This window comes from Solitalea agri (genome assembly GCF_023914155.1).
GTDB lineage: Bacteria > Bacteroidota > Bacteroidia > Sphingobacteriales > Sphingobacteriaceae > Solitalea > Solitalea agri.
In genome coordinates, this window is the sequence record NZ_JAMWYS010000030.1 from 1 (window position 1) to 17,255 (window position 17,255).

The following is a 17,255-nucleotide window of genomic DNA, read 5'->3' on the forward strand; positions in this document are numbered from 1 at the left end:
AAAAAAAAACTATAAAAGGCCGCATCAAGGATCTTATTCCCTTTTGAAACCCTTTCATTAATCAAGCCTTTCTTTAGTACTTTTCTTATATTATTATAACTCATGATTATTTAAAAATTCACTTATACAGCTCAGAGCGATTTAATTATTCTGTTCTATATTTATTTTGACAATAATACTGATTGACATTTTCCTCTCCTATGATTTAAAGCAAGATTATTCAGTTTATTAGATAAGGAACAAAGTCAATGCTATGAAAGAAGCACCATAGGCTTTCATAAAGTGAAAATTTATACTTAAATTAATTCTCCCAATTTTTTCATATGCCTAATGTGATGTGGAACGGATTGATCTCTTTTGGGTTAGTAAGTATACCCATAGGGCTGCATTCGGCCATATCAGAAAAAGAACTTGAAGTCCACCAACTGGATTCCTCCGATCTAGCCAGAATAAAGTATAAACTGATTAATGAAAATACAGGCAAAGAAGTTGTCAGAGAAGATGTTGTAAAAGGGTATAAATATGAAGATGAATATGTGGTTTTAGATGATGATGATTTTGCCGAAGCCGCTCCAGAAAAATCCAAAGTAATTTCAATTGAAAGTTTTGTTGATTTAAAGGAAGTAGAATCGATTTATTTTGAGCAGCCGTATTATGCATTGCCAGATAAAAAAGGCATAAAAGCGTATTCATTGCTATGTAATGCACTGGCCCAAACAAAAAAAGCGGGTTTAGCCCGGTTTGTACTCAAAACTCAAGAACATCTATGTTTAATAAGAGCGTTGGATAACGTTTTGGTTGTTCAGTGTCTTCGCTTTCCAGAAGAAGTTAGGTCTACTGAAGAATTAGAAAATGAGCATATTGAAATAACTAAAAAGGAGCTTGATTTGGCAAAACAAATTATTAAAGAAGAAAGCACCAAGTTTGACTTCTCACAATACCATAATACCTATATTGCTGCACTCAAAAAACGAATAAAGGAAAAAGCAACTGGCAAAGTCGCTAAAAAGGGTAAAGTAATCCAAATGCCAGTGCGCAAAAGTCAAGACGATCTCATGGCTCAATTGATGAGTAGCCTTTCAAAAGATCCCAAAAAAGTAAAATAATTTCCCTCCAATCTAAACTACAATTAATTACAAAAGGCGCAGTTTTTTTGATGGCTAGAAGGCCTAATTTTTAATTCATTAATAATGCCAGTTCCGGGTAGTCAACTTTTTCAAAAACCTTAGGTGTATTTGCCTGGTCGGAGACAATCACTTTTTTATCAATTGAATAGGCTAAAGTACGCTCGTTTTCATAGGGCAATAAAAAGGAATTAATTCCTTCAACTGCCAAATCGTTTTTCAGCCAATTATCCTCTAATTCTCTTGGCAATATTACCGGCATCCTTTTTTTGGTATTATGGATCTTTGCCATTATTTCATTTGCTACTGTAGTTAACATGGTATAAGCTTTATGCTCAACACCCTCTTTATCTTTCCAGTGATTATAAATCCCGGCAAAACAAAAAATAGGCTCATCAATACCAATATGGAATGGATATCTGTCTTTCCCTACATGCATCCAGTCATAAAAGCCCGTTGCGGGAATCAAACAACGTTTGCTGTGTATATTCTTTTTGTACGAGGCCTTTTCAAATATCTCTTCTGAAACAGCGTTCAAGGTATTGTATTTATTTTCTGCGGAGAATAAATTAAAAGGCCCCCATTGATATAGCTGAATTAATTCAGGTTCTTCCTGGGTAATAACTGGCATTAAGGGGTGATCAAATCCAAAGGCCTTAAAAACAGGTTTGTAGTTTTGTTCATCCTCATCCTTCATTTTCCGCTTAAACCGAACCCTCATATCCTTTGCTTCGGCATCGTTTTTATAATTGTAGCACATATCAAATTTGATTTTAATTTAAGTATTCAGGATCTATTAGCCACCTAACCGGATAATCTCCATTTACAACCGATTTAACTGTTTCATCTTCTACAGACAATATAAATCGGCTGTTGGCCATTGGATCATCAATTTTATTAATAATCGGAATAATTACAAATACAATTGCATCGTCAGCTTCAAATTCCGTTGAATCAATGGCGTAAATGGTTTGTATAAATTTGAAACCCTTATTTATCACCTTACTATGAACCTCACTATTGTATTCTATTAAATAATCAATTTCATTCCTTCCTAAAGTTTTCATAGCACTTAAATTTTAACAATCATTATAGCTAAAATCAACCCCTTCTCTCGGAGTTGGATTGTCTATTTGTTCCCCTATACTTGGAATAAAATTATTATGAATTTGTTTGGATGTTAAGGCAATACTTAATATTGAATTGGTATGATCATTAATTCTTAGTTCAGGCACCAAATCCCTAAAATCCCCAGAATTCCGATTGAAACTTAAATTACCCATTATGTAATCTCCATCAAAATAAATCTCTGCATATCCCATTTTCTGGTTAGGATTACCGTTGTAATACATCATCAATAAATTACGTATGGTTAAATCTTTATTCCATACTGCGAGCTTTATGTTACGAACTACTTTCTGAAGTGGAAGATCTGACTTTGGAGCTTTCCCATAATTTGCAAATCGTGGATTGCCCTTAGCTGGTCTGCCTCTTTTACTCATTGAGTTACCAATAATCTTAATCAGATCTGTAGGAATCTTATTTACTTCTTCTATATACCAACCATCTGTTTCTGGATGTTTTTTTATATCCTGCCTAAAGGTGTATCGCTTCCCTTTAGAATACAAAATGTAGTATGTAGACCGGTAATCACATTCATATTCTCTCTCATATTCTCTTCCGTTGTAATTGAATCTAATATAACCGCTCATTTATACTAAAAATATTAGCAAAGCTGATTACTATTTTTTAGTAATGCAATAGTTTCTTTAATTTAGATTGGAAGGAGAATTATATGCAAAAGGAATTATTAGCTGAATTGATAAAAGGAAGTATTTCAGTAACTGATGCTTTGGAAGTAATTATGGAAAACGATGATGTTGTTAACGACATTGATTTTCATAATTGGGTAAAATTAGAAATTGATGGGTTTGAAAAAATTGATAGGGCATTAATACCTGATTATAGATGGGTTGAGGCTGATATTATTTTAGTTGGTGCTAATAATTCAAATGAAGAAATTCATACAGTACTTGAAATACCAGAGGAACATTATTTTCATCTAGGTTATATGTCTATAAAACATTCCATTGCAATCATTGAAAATGAACTACTCAATGGTTATGAGGATTACAAAAAATATCCAATGACGGAATTTGAGGTGCAAGGCTTTTCAATAGCAAGTTATGGGTGGTTTCATAAAAAAGGAATTGAAATACAAAGTGGATACAGAAGAAGTTTGATTAAAAATTTAGAGGTTGTGAGGAATGGGGTAAAAGATAGACTTATTCAGCAATTGACAATAAAATAAAACAACCTGCCCAAATAATGAGCAGGTTAACATCTACCTATGAGTTACGCTTGGGAAGCGTCTCATTTCTAATATAAAAATTACTTTTAAAATAATTGATGACAAAAAAGTCAGTTTGTAAAAAATCAAATAAGGCATCACTTACTAATTCATAACCTTATTGAAAACAAATGCACAATTTAATTGAATATTGTTTGTCTAATTGATAGAATCGAGTTGAAAACTCAATGCAGTATTCCGTACGCGATGCAAATGCGCGCAAGCGAGGGGGATTAATACCAATTGTTACTTTATAGGCTGGCGTACCCATTGCCGGCGACGATTGAGGAATGCCTAATTACCCTCATCTTAAAGATTCATTTTTTATTGATTTACGGTTAATTGCTTAAGCCCTCAGTGAACTTGTGTTAATTTTTAGTATTTTATGGTATACACAACTATCTTATGAAACTCTCAAAAATTACCTGTGATAACAAGTTAAGAATTAAAATAAGAGGAAAAGAGGGCTTAAATTACCATATCCTTCCGGTGTTTGAAGGAGCTAGGATGGAGGAAAGATCATTGCATACTACGACCCGAAGCGTTCAACAAATAATTAAAAAAGTAATTCTGCTAATTTTCCTTTCCTTTATTTTTGCTCCACCTGTACTTCTCTCCCAAGTAAAGAGATATAATGCAGCTAAGCCACTATTCGTAGCAAGCGGTTCAAGTAGGTTAAATAAAAATGCAGACTTCAGGACTACCTTTGAAATTAACTACTTAAATGCCTTATATAAAGAACGAAATCTAAGTGTTAAACAGGCTAAGAAAGAGATATCAGAGTTTCGAAGTGTTTATGACAAATACTTTGTACCACCTAATAATTCCTCAGCTTACGATTACTACCACTCATTTTTAAATTTGGGCTCATCTATTTCCAATGTCGCTGAAAAAGCGAAAGTTTCTGCTGTTATTGACCTTGTAAAATCGGCATCATCTACTACTAAGTTAATTTATGATGATTTTACAAGTATAGACCCTGATCAAGCTAAGGAGATTAATTACGCCATGTTCAACTTCGACAGAATCTTTCGTAATAATGTTCTTGAAACCGCTTATGATCATGCGGAGGAAAATGGTAATTATAGGCAGGCTTTTAACCTTCTTTTTTCTAGAAAGGTCGGTCACAATATTAATGAAGTATCAGAAGAGATCCTTCAAAATGATCCCGAGTTGGCTCGTGAGCTGAGGATAAGCGATTTAGCCGAACTGGTACAGCAGGCTCATGATGGAACAGTGAGGGTCGAAGATCTAACTGCGCAACTAAAATCTACTTTGAAAGGAATGGAGGAAATGGCGGTAGAGAGCAATAATATCTTAAAAGAGATTAATCAGAATAGATTAAGACAAGATTCGCTGCAGTACATAAGACAGACAGAAGAGTTGAAAATTGAAGCGGCGTATGCCAGTGTAAGCATTCTTTCAAATCTGGCCAAGGTTTTAGGAAACGATAAATTAGCAAATCAGATCTCTGTTATTGGAAATTCTACAATCAATATTACAAACGCGATTAATAAATTTAAAGATGTAAAAAACTTTGCTACGAGAAGGTTCATGGGGAGTTTAGTGTTGTCAGCTACAATTTTCAGCTCTGTAATAGATATATTTTCCTTATTTGATGATCCAGGTCCAAACCCTCTTGAAGTTTTATCAGATCAATTAAAACAAATTTCAGAGCAAATTGATGTTTTGAGGAGTGAAATGCACGAGCGCTTTAATATAGTCGATTATAAACTTGATATAATATATTCAAATCTCATTAGAGGATTCGGCATCTTATTCGAACAACAACAACAAATCCTTGGAAAGCTCGCGACATTAAAACAATCAGTAGATGATGTTAACGAAAATGTTTTATTCTATGGCCGGAATATTTCAAATAAATTAGATAATAATTTTCTTTCTCAACTTTGGACTTATTTATCGATAATAAACAACAGAAAAGATGATGAACTGGGCGAAGAACAATTTTTGAACATCCGAGATGAACTGTATACTTATGGTATAATGAGGTCAAAAATATTTAGTCAAACTTTCGCTGTTGAAAGATTCGATGAGTCAAATAATCTAACATTATATGACCTGTTAAAAACCTCTCATACATTAAATACAAATTATAATTGCCTGAAAGACATTTTGAGCTACAGATTTCGCAAGAATGTCCCAGGGTATACAATTCCGGACTTGAACATTTGGTTAGTTGCCTCGAATGCGCTTTTGAAACTGACCGACAAATGGCCTAATTATACTATCAACAATGACGCCTTATCTCAGCTTATTGCTACAGGTGAACAAATTCAAAGCTTTTCCAAGATTAATTTCCTGTATAATTATAAAAGCAAAAAATATCAAGCTGATACATCAATTATAGATACCCTTATAGATACATACAAACAGGCGGCATTAAATTTAATACGAAATGAGTTCAAGAGCTGGGAAATGACATTAGTTCGGGCAAACTATAATAATATTAATCCTGACAGCCTCCCACAAAAGACCACATTATCGTTCCCGATCACAATTGATTATGCTAGCCGAAAATCTGGCATTAATGACTTCAAAAAAATTCAAGATACTTTGTTTGTTGACAAACTTGTACCAGATAAACTCAAACTACTAGAGGCTATGGGTATTGCAAAGACGACAATCTACATTGAGATCCGTTTTAAACCCGATAGTACTAAAACTACATCTGTTTTGGCTCGGTGGCCCAATGACCATTACGTGTGGACTAATGACACTTTAGCAGTAGCCCAAGATTTTGTTTTAAATTATAACACATCATTTAAAACTCAAGTCGGGTACCAATCAAAGCTCCAAAGTCAGATAGTTATCCCATTAAATGAATTTTGGGGTATTGGGGTTTCTAACACTGATGGATACAGGCATCGAAATTTAAGAACTAATTTTTTTATGCAAAACTTTGCAGAAAAATATGTACCAGCAATACTTGCCGCTACTAAAGGGGCTAAATTTTATAACTCAGATGTGTTAAACAATTATATTGACTCTGTTTTTGCCGTTGAAATTGCAGTAGCTAAAGCAACCATACTTGATGGGATCCTGCAACACACATTTTCTGATAAAACTACATTTATTCGAAAACTTAATTTTAACTATGAATTAGTCAAAGCCTATACTGAACTAACTTTCCCTCAGTCTATGTCCGATGATGATACTCTCATTGGTTTCTTTTATGGTAAAAACGCTATGATGTCAACGGACAATTTAATATATCAAGTTTCAAAATTCAAAACGGAGTTGTTAAATAACCCCACAAATTATACAGTTATTAACTTCGAAAATATGATCAACAAGGAATGCGATAGGTTTAAGAAATATTTTGTTGATAAATTGAAGTTTACTGCCGAAACTGGAAATTTTGAAAAGGTCTCGCTGTTAGATCTGACGATAAAAAATTTAAAAATATTGCAAGCAAAGTACAAAAATCAATAGCTGAATATTCACAGTTTTACCCGGGCTTTATTAATGTGTTGTTAGAGAAACACCCGGGGCCCATTGGAGTTTTATTCATTCCGCCATCATTTAGCTATATATGTAAATGAACACAATTTTAATTTTTATCCTTTTGTTAAATAACCTTATCGTCTCTAAAATAGTTGAGGGAAAGGTTATTTCGATTGCTGATGGGGATACCATTACTATTCTTACGAAAAACAAGGATCAAATAAAAATACGGCTACATGGGATAGATTGTCCTGAGAAAAAACAACCGTTTGGCATGGCTGCTAAGCAGTTTACTAGTGATTTGGTTTTTGGGAAAGCTATTAAAGTGAAAATTACTGATACTGATCGGTATGGGCGTAGTATTGGTATTGTTTATTTGAACAATTCTGAAATTTTAAATGAGAAAATTTTAGTTGCCGGATTTGCCTGGCATTATAAGAAGTATGATCAAAATTCGGCCTGGGCTGAATTGGAAAATATGGCTAGAAAGAAAAAGGTTGGAATTTGGAGTGATCCAAATGCTATTGCTCCTTGGGATTGGAGGAAGATGGAGAAATTACATATGAAGTAGCAAACCGTCTCTATTTATTTGCAGTCTAATGGCTCAATTACATTGTAACAACCATAATAGTAAATAATGTTTGCTTTCTTATATAATCTTCCACATTAAAATCATTGTCTACACATTGTTGCTTTTTTTTTGCTAAAAAAATCAGTTGACAAAGCCATGGATGCGCATATTTTTCCAAAAAAATGGTAGTAAATCACTAATAAAGAGACGGGTCAGTCAGGTGCGTATTCAACTCTTCACCTGCAGATATTATTTCTGTCTGGGTGCTATTAAAAATGAAATACATGCTTTTTAAAGTTTTCTCGCCTTTTTTGGACACTCTATACTTATGTTTATAAATATAATATATAGGAATTTTTTTTTCGTTGAGAGGTCGTTTACGACTAATACTATCAAGTACTCTAGCCTTATCCATAACATAGGCAATCATGTCAATTACCTTTTCAGGTTTGCCAAGGACAATGTTACGAGCTAATGTATCATCTACTGTCACCGTAGTAGAGTCAATTAGCAAATTTTCTACAACTTCGTATTTGGCAGGATCATCAATATTACTGATCATATATTTTGAAATTAACAAATCAGTGTTTGATTTTTTGCCTGCACATGAGGTCAGAATAAAGATTAAAGGTAAGATTAGCCTGAATTTTATCATATTGGGTAACTCTTAAACTAATAAGATGCTAATGACATGGCAATGGTTAAACTTTTCTTCTTTTGCCAGTCGATGCTCTGGATTTTGCTTGATATATGCTGATAAATATACCTGAAAATCGAATTAAAGTCCGCATCGTTTACATTTTTTCTGCTGTTATCTGATTGTTAAGGAATATTCCTTATTGATTGTATCTATGGGTCACGACCATACTAATTCATAAAGCTCTTGGCGAGTTAGTTGATTGGTAGACTATACTTTTTATTTGGCCATAGAATTTTAGAAATATTAGCTGCAGCAATTAAAATAGATTGAACCGAAGACCACACTTCTATATGGTCTTCGTAATTCAATAATCGTTCATAAGCTTTATTACTAATCTTAGCAGCACAATCTCACTTAAAAAGACTGAATCCTCAAACATTTTCATAATTATCGCGACTTAGCTATACTAAAAGACTATCATCTATAATTGCCCTCCAACACCTTTGAATTTTTCTACAAAGGCACTTATTTTTTGGAATACACTTTGTTTTTTAGTCAAATACTGTGGGTTTAAAGGACTCATTTTTGGTAAAAGGGCGTTGAGTTCTGTACCGTTTTCATTGGCAAATTCACGTTTTAAAGAAGCGGTAATATATCGCTTTGCGGCTTCCTCGTTTAAGTTCTCATCAACGATTAATTCTGATGCTTCGGTTTTTTGTTTGCCTTGTGCATAAGCGAAAAATGACTCTATTATATTCGCTTTATCCTGGATGGTATCAAGGTCGGTTTCATTAATAAAATCAACTACCAGACTTTCTTTTGCTCTATTACCAATACTGGCACGAATTACACGACGGACTTCTTCCACTAATGCGACTTTATCTTTCGTCTTTTTATTATGCTCAAATATCAGTTCAAGAATATAATCCAGGTTAATTTCTTGCGATTTTAATAAGTCAATTTCAAAGACTACATCATCCCAATCGATTTTAGATTCTTCCGCTTCCTTGCCCTTTTTCTCCCGCCGTAACCAATCGCGTATATCATTATAGGTTGAGCGATAATCTTGAATTGTTCGTTCTGGTAATACTTTAACTTCTTGCATCGCTGCAATTTCTTCATCTGTCACAAAATGTGCCTTTTTAAATGCTTCTAAAGCTTCGGCATCATTTATATCAATTTCTTGAAGTGCTTTAAGATGGGTAAATTCATCGTAATTCTGCAATATGTTTTCTACCCGCAAGTACTCCCCAAATAATTTTGAGAACTCTTTTTTGTCTTTTTCGGTTACAATTTCATCTGGATTTGGGAACTTTTCTTTTAGTTCTTTTACTACCTCTATATAACCTCTTCGTGCTACACCGGTTGCGCTATCGGTAAAGCCTCCTAAATATTCTTTGTAACTCTTTTCAAGGACCACATTTTTAGTGTTTTGATCACCAAAAAGCGTAATGGCGTCCACTGTAGCTGTTTCTAGATTTCTAAAGGTAACAATGTTACCAAAAGTCTTTGTTGCATCATAAATACGATTGGTACGAGAGAAGGCTTGCATTAAACCATGATAGCGTAAATTTTTATCTACAAAAAGCGTATTAAGGGTAGGTGCATCAAAACCTGTTAGGAACATACCCACCACAATGATCAGATCAATTTCTTTACTTTTAACGCGTTTGGCTAGGTCACGGTAATAGTTTTGAAATTCTTTGCTCTCCACCCCATAACTGGTTTTGAACATTGCGTTATAGTCATTGATGGCTTTTGTTAAGAATTCTTTTGCACTACTTTCCAATGCAGAAGGTTCAAAATTTTCATCCACTATTTCACCAATGGCACTTTGCTCCTCATTGGCTGCAAAAGAGAATATAGTTGCAATTCTTAAAGGCTTATCGCTTTCCTTTTGCAAGTTGTTTAATTCCTCATAATAACATTTAGCAGCATCTACACTACTCACGGCAAACATGGCATTAAAACCACTGTTACCGCCTTGGGTTCTATGTGTTTTATGTCTAAAATTTTGTAGAATGTATTGCGAAATCTCTTTGATACGTGCTGGGTGCAGAAAAGCTGTTTTGTTTTCGGCAGCAGTTAACTTTTTCTCATCTTGTTCGGACTCTATAGCTTTAAATTTAGGGCGAACATCATTATAATCTACTTTGAACTTTAGCACTTTTTCATCCCGAATGGCATCCGTAATTACGTAAGAATGCAATTCACGACCAAATACACTGGCTGTAGTTTCGGCACCTAATGCATTTTGAGGAAAAATAGGCGTTCCGGTAAAACCAAATTGATAGAACTTCTTAAACTTTTTATTCAGGTTCTTTTGGGCTTCTCCAAACTGCGAACGATGTGCTTCATCAAAGATGAACACCACTTGCTTTTGATAAATAGCCAAATCGCTCTCCGTTTTCATGAGGTTGTTTAGCTTTTGTATCGTGGTCACTATAATCTTATTATCGTCTTTTTCGATGTTGCGTTTTAAACCAGCCGTACTATCGGAACCGTTAACGCTATCAGGTGAAAAGCGTTGGTACTCTTTCATCGTTTGAAAGTCCAAATCTTTACGATCGACTACAAAGAATACTTTATCTATGAACTCCAATTGTGTTGCTAATCGTGCCGCTTTAAAACTGGTTAATGTTTTCCCTGAGCCAGTGGTATGCCAAATGTAGCCGCCACTTTCAACGTCAGACCATTTTTTAGCATTAAAGGAACTTCCAATCTTCCACAACATTCTTTCTGTAGCCGCTATTTGATACGGACGCATGATGAGCAAAGTATCGCTAGTATCAAAAACCGAATAGGTTAACAAAACATTTAAAAGCGTGTTTTTTTGAAAGAAAGTGGCAGTAAAATCTTTTAAATCTTTAATCAAGGTATTATCGGCCTTTGCCCAGTTCATGGTAAAGTCGAAACTGTTTTTGTTGCGCTCTACGGTATTAGCAAAATATCGGGTATCTGTACCATTAGAGATGATAAAAAGCTGAAGGTATTTAAAGAGCGAATTGTTTGCATTTAAACTCTCTTTGGTATAACGATGCACTTGATTGAAAGCTTCACGAATAGCTACTCCACGCTTTTTAAGTTCTACTTGTACCAGCGGCAAACCATTGACCAAGATTGTAACATCGTAACGATTGGCATGAGTTCCTTTTTGTTCGAATTGTGAAATTACCTGAACTTTGTTACGAGCAATATTTTTTTTATCTACCAGGTAAATGTTTTGAATACGACCGTTATCAAAAACAAAATCGTAGATATAATTGTCGTGTAATTTCCTAGTTTTATCTACCAGGTTATCACTTGGTTTATCCAAATATTCTTCTACAAAACGAGACCATTCGCTATTGGTAAACACCATGTTGTTGAGTGCTTGCATCTGCACTCTGGCGTTCGCCAACATCGACTCCATAGATTTGATATCGGCAGGGTTTTCGAAACCTTGATTGATTAAATCCTGGATAAACTCGCACTCCAATGCAGATTCTGTTTGATAAGTAGCAGGAGCCTCATTTACCTCAGAATACTTGGTGTATGTATCCAGTACAATAAAGTTGTTTGATTCTGCGATGGTTTTATATGTAGTCATTAGTATTCTTACGATTTAAAAAACTCAAAAATTTTTGTGTTTTTCATTAAATATCCTAACACACGCTTGTCATTGGCCGTAAGTTCAAAGACCTCTTCATTTGCATGCTTTGAATGGCTTGAAATATTGATGATACGAGTTAGATATGAATCCCTTTCTCCAGGTGTTTTTTCTGGTAAAAGCTCACCCCAATTGGTATAGCCTAAAAAGGTTGATGTTTTTTCTAAAATATTTCTAAGAAAATTGTAGTGAAATTTACTCAACTGACCCGTTTCAATGGCTTTCTCAATTTCAGATTTGAGATAAAGGTGATATGAAAAAGGAGAATCGTTAGCTTGTGGCAATAAATTATACGTACCATCATCTAGATTTTTTAGAATATATTTTTTATAACGGTCGTCTTTTAATTCATTATGCAAAACATTATAAAATAATGGGTTGTGCGTTGTGATGATAAATTTAAGTTCAGATTTACTTGATTTAATTAATTTTGCTATTTCTACAGCAAGCTCAATCAGATGATTCTCATCTAATGAACTTACCGGGTCATCAATAAAAATGTACTCTAAATCATTAAACTTATTTGTACTTCTTTCATTTTGTTCTGCAATATTTAAAACATCTATAATTTGCTCTAGCAAACTATGGAAAACACTCCAAATAAAGCAACTTTCCTCTCCTTTAGATATTTTTACTATTTCAGGAGACTCGTCATTACCCCGCTCAAAAGAAAATCGAACTACTGAGTAATCTTCACTGAAATGAGGTGTCAATTTATCATTTGTGTAATTCTGAAAATTTGCAATTATATTTTGGTCCTGACCTTCTTCTTCTAGTATCCAATTTGTAAATGAGTTAGGTTGAATTTTTAGTTTTGGTTCAGCAATATCATTTGGAGTATCATTGTCCCAGAAAAAAAGATCTTCTGTAAATGCATTGTAGTAAATTACTTTAGTTCCATTAATTTCTTCATCTGCTTCTAACCTAGAAACTATAAGCTTTTTAAACTCTCTTGATAATCGTGTTTTACCAGTGCCATTAAATGCATAAATCAATTGAACTTTCACATCAAGGATCTTTTCACCTACTGATTTCCTTTTGTGAGTTGCTTCCTTCAGATTTTGTGCTATTTCTATTAATGACTGACTCATATTATGCGTTTAAATTATCCTTAGGAAATGTTAGTAACATATCTCGGTAGTATTCATACTGTTTTCCACGAGCTTTAAGCTCTGTTTCTAGCTCTTTTTCCAGATTTACTTTTAGTTCTGTAAATGTGTCGAGAATACAAACAATTCTTTTTTGAATTTCTAGAGATTTTTCTGGATTTCTTGGGCACGGAATGGGGATTTTGAACTTTTCAGTATCAGGAGTTGAAATCTGTGGCATTTGCATCCTGTTTCCAATATTCTGAAAATAAGGTTCATTTATTTTCAAGAAGTAATAAATGAATTTTATGTCAAGATATTCATTTTTAGAATGATATGACCACATCTCATTTTTATGGGAAAAGGGCTTATCATAATACTCAAATTCAATAACACCACGAGATTTAACAATAATAGAAGGTTCCCTATTTACATCTTTTTCAGGTATATCCTTATAATCAACAGATGCAACTGTCTTGCCACCTGCAAATATTTTCAAAGGTGCTTGGTTATTGTGCAATTTTTTCATCTGTTCTGCAGTAATCTTTGTGCCTTTCGTGCGAATTAGAGCTTTACTTATTGGCTTCCACTCAATCTCAATCCCATCAAGTAAATTTTCAATAAAACCCATTCCACTTTCAGATCCAATATTTTTTACAATTACATCAATTTCCGCACGAAGAGAATCTATTTTGTCTGCTATGTCTGAAATCTCTTTATTCAATTCATCAATATCAATCTTCTCCTGGGTATCCTTTGGTTTTACATATTCGCTAACAGTGAGGTTATAATCGTTTTTAGTAATGATGTTATAGTCTACCGATTTTGCAACATGTGCAACATCTGCTTTGCTGTCGAACATTTCCATAATCTTTTCAATGTGTTTATCTGTAAGCACATTGTTATTGGTTACTTTTTGGAAGAAGCCTTCACCGCTTACATCGATAAACTGGGTTTTGGTATCGGTTTTAGATTTAGAGAGCACCAAAATGTTTACTGCTATGGAAGTGCCATAGAATAAATTGGGCGCTAAGGAAATTACGGATTCCACAAAGTTATTATCGACAAGGTACTTTCTGATCTTCTGTTCGGCCCCACCACGATAAAAAATACCTGGGAAACATACAATAGCGGCTCTTCCTTTAGCCGAAAGGTAACTTAAAGCATGCAACACAAAGGCAAAATCGGCTTTTGATTTAGGAGCCAGTACCCCAGCGGGTGCAAAACGGTCGTCGTTTATCAAGGTAGGGTCATCACTACCAATCCAGTTTACCGAGTAAGGTGGATTTGAAACAATAGCATCAAAAGGTTTATCATCTCCAAAATGGGGGTCAATCAATGTATTGCCCAATGCAATATTAAACTTGTCGTAGTTGATGTTGTGTAAAAACATGTTCATACGCGCCAAGTTATAGGTAGTGTGGTTTATTTCCTGACCAAAGAAACCTTCTTCGATAATGTGGTTATCGAAGTGTTTTTTTGCTTGCAACAATAAAGAGCCTGAACCTGCTGCCGGGTCGTATATTTTATTTACGGTAGTTTGCTTGTGCATGGCTAGCTGGGCAATGAGCTTGGAAACACTTTGTGGTGTAAAAAACTCACCCCCTGATTTTCCTGCATTGGCTGCATAATTGGAAATAAGGAATTCATAGGCATCACCAAAAAGGTCAATTTGGTTCTTTTCAAAATTGCCAAAATTCAATTCCTCCACCCCTTTTATAACAGCAGCTAAACGACTGTTTTTATTTTCCACGGTATTACCCAATCGTGTACTAGTGGTGTCAAAATCGGCAAACAATCCTTTTATATCTTGTTCTGAAGGATAGCCGTTAGCCGAACTTTCGATAGCATCAAAAATTGCTTTTAGGTCTGTATTTAGATTGGTATTGGTATTGGCGGTTTTGGCAATATTTACAAAAAGTTGACTTGGATAGATAAAATAGCCTTTTGTTTTTATGGCATCGTCTTTTATTTCCGGGGTTATTACGGAATCAGGTAAGTTGGCATAATTTACACTATCATCACCAGCCTCAATGTAGTTTGTGAAATTTTCACTTATGAATCGATAGAAAAGTGTTCCTAACACAAACTGTTTAAAGTCCCACCCATCTACAGCGCCTCTTACGTCGTTGGCTATTTTCCATATTTTACTTTGTAATTCTGCTCGTTGAATTGTGCTTGTCATTATTTTTTTGCTAATCTTTTGTTTTTACTTCAATTATAGGCTGCTGTCTGTTTTGTACATAGCGGTTGAATATATTGTAATTTTGTTCAGCCAACCAAGTCTGCTTTATTCTTTCTGTACTAGTACTTCCTTATTTGGTTCCTGAAGCGCTAAAATAGTCCGAAATTTTCGTTATCTCGTCTTTCAATATACATTTCGTTCGTTTCATTCCAGGGCCGTCTAAGACCCGAATGCTTATGGGAGCCTTCACTTAGTCTAATTATACAGCGCGTAACTCTTAAATTACAGGTTAGTAAATCTTGTTAATTAAGTCAGTCTTAATTTTATTTATTAGACCTATACGGAGCATGGCATTGATGTTTCGTTTACCACCGCCATGATAATGATTTTCGAAATGGGCCCAGGTTATGTTCGCAAGTTCGCAAGGCCCTATATAGGCATTTGCGTGCGTGCGAACGAGAGTTGAAATAATATTTGGTAACTATCCATTATTAATTGACTTTAAAAAATAAAATATGGTCTTATTTTCAAGTGATTTATCGAGGTAATAAAAGTTGCCTGACTCATCCTCAATAGGAAATGGGGTGGACATTATTTGTCGGATACGGTTGTCGAGTGTACGTTCTTTGCAACCTAATTCATCCATTAATAGTGTGTATAATTCCTTTTTATTCATTGGTATTTTTAAATAACTGCCCAATAATTCCAAGGTATAGGGCAAATCTGCCTTTGTTGACTTTATGGATACTACCTCTTGAATAAGGGAGGAATCGGCCAAGACCAACCCTTTTTCTTCATTGGAATATTGCACATAAAATGGATCGTGCTTTCTAGAACTTCTGCATTTGAGATAAGCGACTTTTATTAGGTCAGTAAAACGGTTTTCGCCATCGCGTTCGAATCCTACCTGTAATACGGTGGATGCTTTGTTGGTGATTTCAGTTCCTAGGTGGCCGCGTGCTTTGTCGGTATTGCCTGGGTTCTCGTGAATCAAACATAAAAAGGAAACATTGTAGCGGTTAATGGATCGGTTCATCATATCGATGAGTTTCATACTGTCTTTTGAGTCATTAAAGTTAAATACACAATCTGTGATTACGTCCAATACAATAAAAACATGGGTGTTGAATTTCTGACGTATATATTCGAGATACATGTCGAGCATTTCAAAACGTTCCTCACGGCTGAATTCCAACAGCGAGATGTAGTCAAAATTAATTGGATGATCTTCTATTTTATAACCGGCTTTTAATTGAATTTGTTGCAAGGCATAGGGTAATTGATCTGATAGATTCCTTTCCGTATCGACATAACAAACAGCAACCCCGGCAGAATTACCATAATTTGATTGTGTTTTAAACCCTAACAAATCACGGTTACTGTGTGGTTGTTTTAAGAATGTAGCGCAAATAGTTTCGGCTAAACGACTTTTATGGACGCCAGCTTTTCCCTGGATCACATTGATGGTGCGAGGAAAGAATACTGCGTTTTCGTTTTGGCTTAATATGGGTGATGCAAAGGTTATGGGCTTGGATTTGTTTTCTCGGATTTTGGATTGGCTTTCAAGGAGTTTTTGGAGGTTGTTTTCATTGGTCAAGGTATTGGATGAGCTTATAGGTGGTGGTAGAGTTTGCATAGGATTATTTGATTACACTGATTAGAAACACGAATTGCACGAATTAGACGTATTGCACGAATAGTTAATGACAACTGCTCTGTTAAAAAGACCATGTTCTGCCCGCCGAGTCGAGGATCTCGAACGGACAGCCCAAAGGTCCATGACAAAACAATTAGTCTTCAGTTTTTTCTATTTCTTTATAAAGGCATGAAATAGACCTTGAATTGATCGTTTTCTTTGCGGTAATAGAAAACATAATCCATTGGTAGATTTCCGTTAATTTTTAGTTGATCGATGAAACATTGCTCCATTCCGATTATGCATTGTGCATAATTTCGGTCGAAAAGACGATTTAGTAGTTCTGAAAAGAGGTGTTGCCTTTTTAAATCAGTTTGTAGACGCTCATACATTTTTTGTAATTGTTCTGCATTGTAGGTTTTCTCATTTCGGGCTTTGTTATAAAATTGGGTTTGCCATTCCAGTTTATCTGCATCCGTTTTAATGATGGCAAGACTTTCATTTAACAAACATTGAAAGTTTAATGGTTTACCGGTTTCCATAT

Annotated in this window: 13 protein-coding genes; 4 read left to right on the forward strand and 9 right to left on the reverse strand. The window is 34.7% G+C overall.

What is annotated here, in order from left to right:
- Positions 1-335: 335 nt before the first annotated feature.
- Positions 336-1,106: a non-homologous end joining protein Ku gene (gene ku / locus NF867_RS09250; protein ID WP_252587544.1), complete on the forward strand. Its 771-nt coding sequence runs from the start codon at positions 336-338 to the stop codon at positions 1,104-1,106.
- A 70-nt stretch (positions 1,107-1,176) separates the two neighbouring features.
- On the opposite strand, the gene NF867_RS09255 is transcribed toward ku, so the two are convergent.
- The 3 genes from NF867_RS09255 to NF867_RS09265 are packed head-to-tail and all read right to left on the reverse strand — an operon-like array spanning position 1,177 to position 2,836.
- A complete protein-coding gene (locus NF867_RS09255; RefSeq protein ID WP_252587545.1) occupies positions 1,177-1,884 on the reverse strand; it encodes an SOS response-associated peptidase in 708 nt (235 codons plus the stop codon).
- Positions 1,885-1,897: 13 nt separating this feature from the next.
- The gene (locus tag NF867_RS09260; protein ID WP_252587546.1) at positions 1,898-2,191 is read right to left on the reverse strand and encodes a hypothetical protein; all 294 of its coding nucleotides are present in this window, start codon (positions 2,189-2,191) and stop codon (positions 1,898-1,900) included.
- 12 nt (positions 2,192-2,203) lie between these two features.
- Positions 2,204-2,836, reverse strand: a complete 633-nt coding sequence (locus NF867_RS09265; RefSeq protein WP_252587547.1) for a hypothetical protein — start codon at positions 2,834-2,836, stop codon at positions 2,204-2,206.
- An 83-nt stretch (positions 2,837-2,919) separates the two neighbouring features.
- Between NF867_RS09265 and NF867_RS09270 the strand changes: the two genes are divergently transcribed.
- The 3 genes from NF867_RS09270 (at position 2,920) to NF867_RS09280 (ending at position 7,513) form a co-directional block, all read left to right on the forward strand.
- Entirely contained in the window at positions 2,920-3,435 is a 516-nt protein-coding gene (locus tag NF867_RS09270; RefSeq protein ID WP_252587548.1) for an AbiTii domain-containing protein, read from the forward strand.
- A 444-nt stretch (positions 3,436-3,879) separates the two neighbouring features.
- Entirely contained in the window at positions 3,880-6,930 is a 3,051-nt protein-coding gene (locus tag NF867_RS09275; protein ID WP_252587549.1) for a hypothetical protein, read from the forward strand.
- Positions 6,931-7,036: 106 nt separating this feature from the next.
- Positions 7,037-7,513 carry a thermonuclease family protein gene (locus tag NF867_RS09280; RefSeq protein ID WP_252587550.1) on the forward strand — a complete coding sequence of 159 codons (477 nt, stop codon included), beginning with the start codon at positions 7,037-7,039 and terminating at the stop codon, positions 7,511-7,513.
- A gap of 196 nt (positions 7,514-7,709) precedes the next feature.
- Here the strand turns inward: NF867_RS09280 and NF867_RS09285 are convergent, their stop codons facing one another.
- From NF867_RS09285 to NF867_RS09310, 6 genes are all read right to left on the reverse strand, one after another.
- On the reverse strand, positions 7,710-8,075 hold the full coding sequence (locus NF867_RS09285) for a hypothetical protein (protein ID WP_252587551.1): 366 nt from the start codon (positions 8,073-8,075) through the stop codon (positions 7,710-7,712).
- Between the two features lie 559 nt (positions 8,076-8,634).
- Positions 8,635-11,742 carry a type I restriction endonuclease subunit R gene (locus tag NF867_RS09290; protein WP_252587552.1) on the reverse strand — a complete coding sequence of 1,036 codons (3,108 nt, stop codon included), beginning with the start codon at positions 11,740-11,742 and terminating at the stop codon, positions 8,635-8,637.
- Positions 11,743-11,750: 8 nt separating this feature from the next.
- The gene (locus tag NF867_RS09295) at positions 11,751-12,893 is read right to left on the reverse strand and encodes an AAA family ATPase (protein ID WP_252587553.1); all 1,143 of its coding nucleotides are present in this window, start codon (positions 12,891-12,893) and stop codon (positions 11,751-11,753) included.
- A 1-nt stretch (position 12,894) separates the two neighbouring features.
- The gene (locus NF867_RS09300) at positions 12,895-15,075 is read right to left on the reverse strand and encodes a type I restriction-modification system subunit M (RefSeq protein WP_252587554.1); all 2,181 of its coding nucleotides are present in this window, start codon (positions 15,073-15,075) and stop codon (positions 12,895-12,897) included.
- 481 nt (positions 15,076-15,556) lie between these two features.
- A complete protein-coding gene (locus tag NF867_RS09305; protein WP_252587555.1) occupies positions 15,557-16,711 on the reverse strand; it encodes a hypothetical protein in 1,155 nt (384 codons plus the stop codon).
- 179 nt (positions 16,712-16,890) lie between these two features.
- Positions 16,891-17,253, reverse strand: coding sequence for a hypothetical protein (locus NF867_RS09310; protein ID WP_252587556.1), 363 nt, complete (start codon positions 17,251-17,253; stop codon positions 16,891-16,893).
- Between the last annotated feature and the right edge of the window lie 2 nt (positions 17,254-17,255).

Bases quoted from the DNA above. Each gene is read 5' to 3' on its own strand.
- NF867_RS09275 (WP_252587549.1), top strand. From the start codon at position 3,880: ATGAAACTCTCAAAAATTACCTGTGATAACAAGTTAAGAATTAAAATA.
- NF867_RS09285 (WP_252587551.1), bottom strand. From the start codon at position 8,075: ATGATCAGTAATATTGATGATCCTGCCAAATACGAAGTTGTAGAAAAT.
- NF867_RS09290 (WP_252587552.1), bottom strand. From the start codon at position 11,742: ATGACTACATATAAAACCATCGCAGAATCAAACAACTTTATTGTACTG.
- NF867_RS09255 (WP_252587545.1), bottom strand. From the start codon at position 1,884: ATGTGCTACAATTATAAAAACGATGCCGAAGCAAAGGATATGAGGGTT.
- NF867_RS09300 (WP_252587554.1), bottom strand. From the start codon at position 15,075: ATGACAAGCACAATTCAACGAGCAGAATTACAAAGTAAAATATGGAAA.
- NF867_RS09260 (WP_252587546.1), bottom strand. From the start codon at position 2,191: ATGAAAACTTTAGGAAGGAATGAAATTGATTATTTAATAGAATACAAT.
- NF867_RS09265 (WP_252587547.1), bottom strand. From the start codon at position 2,836: ATGAGCGGTTATATTAGATTCAATTACAACGGAAGAGAATATGAGAGA.
- ku (WP_252587544.1), top strand. From the start codon at position 336: ATGTGGAACGGATTGATCTCTTTTGGGTTAGTAAGTATACCCATAGGG.
- NF867_RS09270 (WP_252587548.1), top strand. From the start codon at position 2,920: ATGCAAAAGGAATTATTAGCTGAATTGATAAAAGGAAGTATTTCAGTA.
- NF867_RS09310 (WP_252587556.1), bottom strand. From the start codon at position 17,253: ATGGAAACCGGTAAACCATTAAACTTTCAATGTTTGTTAAATGAAAGT.
- NF867_RS09280 (WP_252587550.1), top strand. From the start codon at position 7,037: ATGAACACAATTTTAATTTTTATCCTTTTGTTAAATAACCTTATCGTC.
- NF867_RS09295 (WP_252587553.1), bottom strand. From the start codon at position 12,893: ATGAGTCAGTCATTAATAGAAATAGCACAAAATCTGAAGGAAGCAACT.
- NF867_RS09305 (WP_252587555.1), bottom strand. From the start codon at position 16,711: ATGCAAACTCTACCACCACCTATAAGCTCATCCAATACCTTGACCAAT.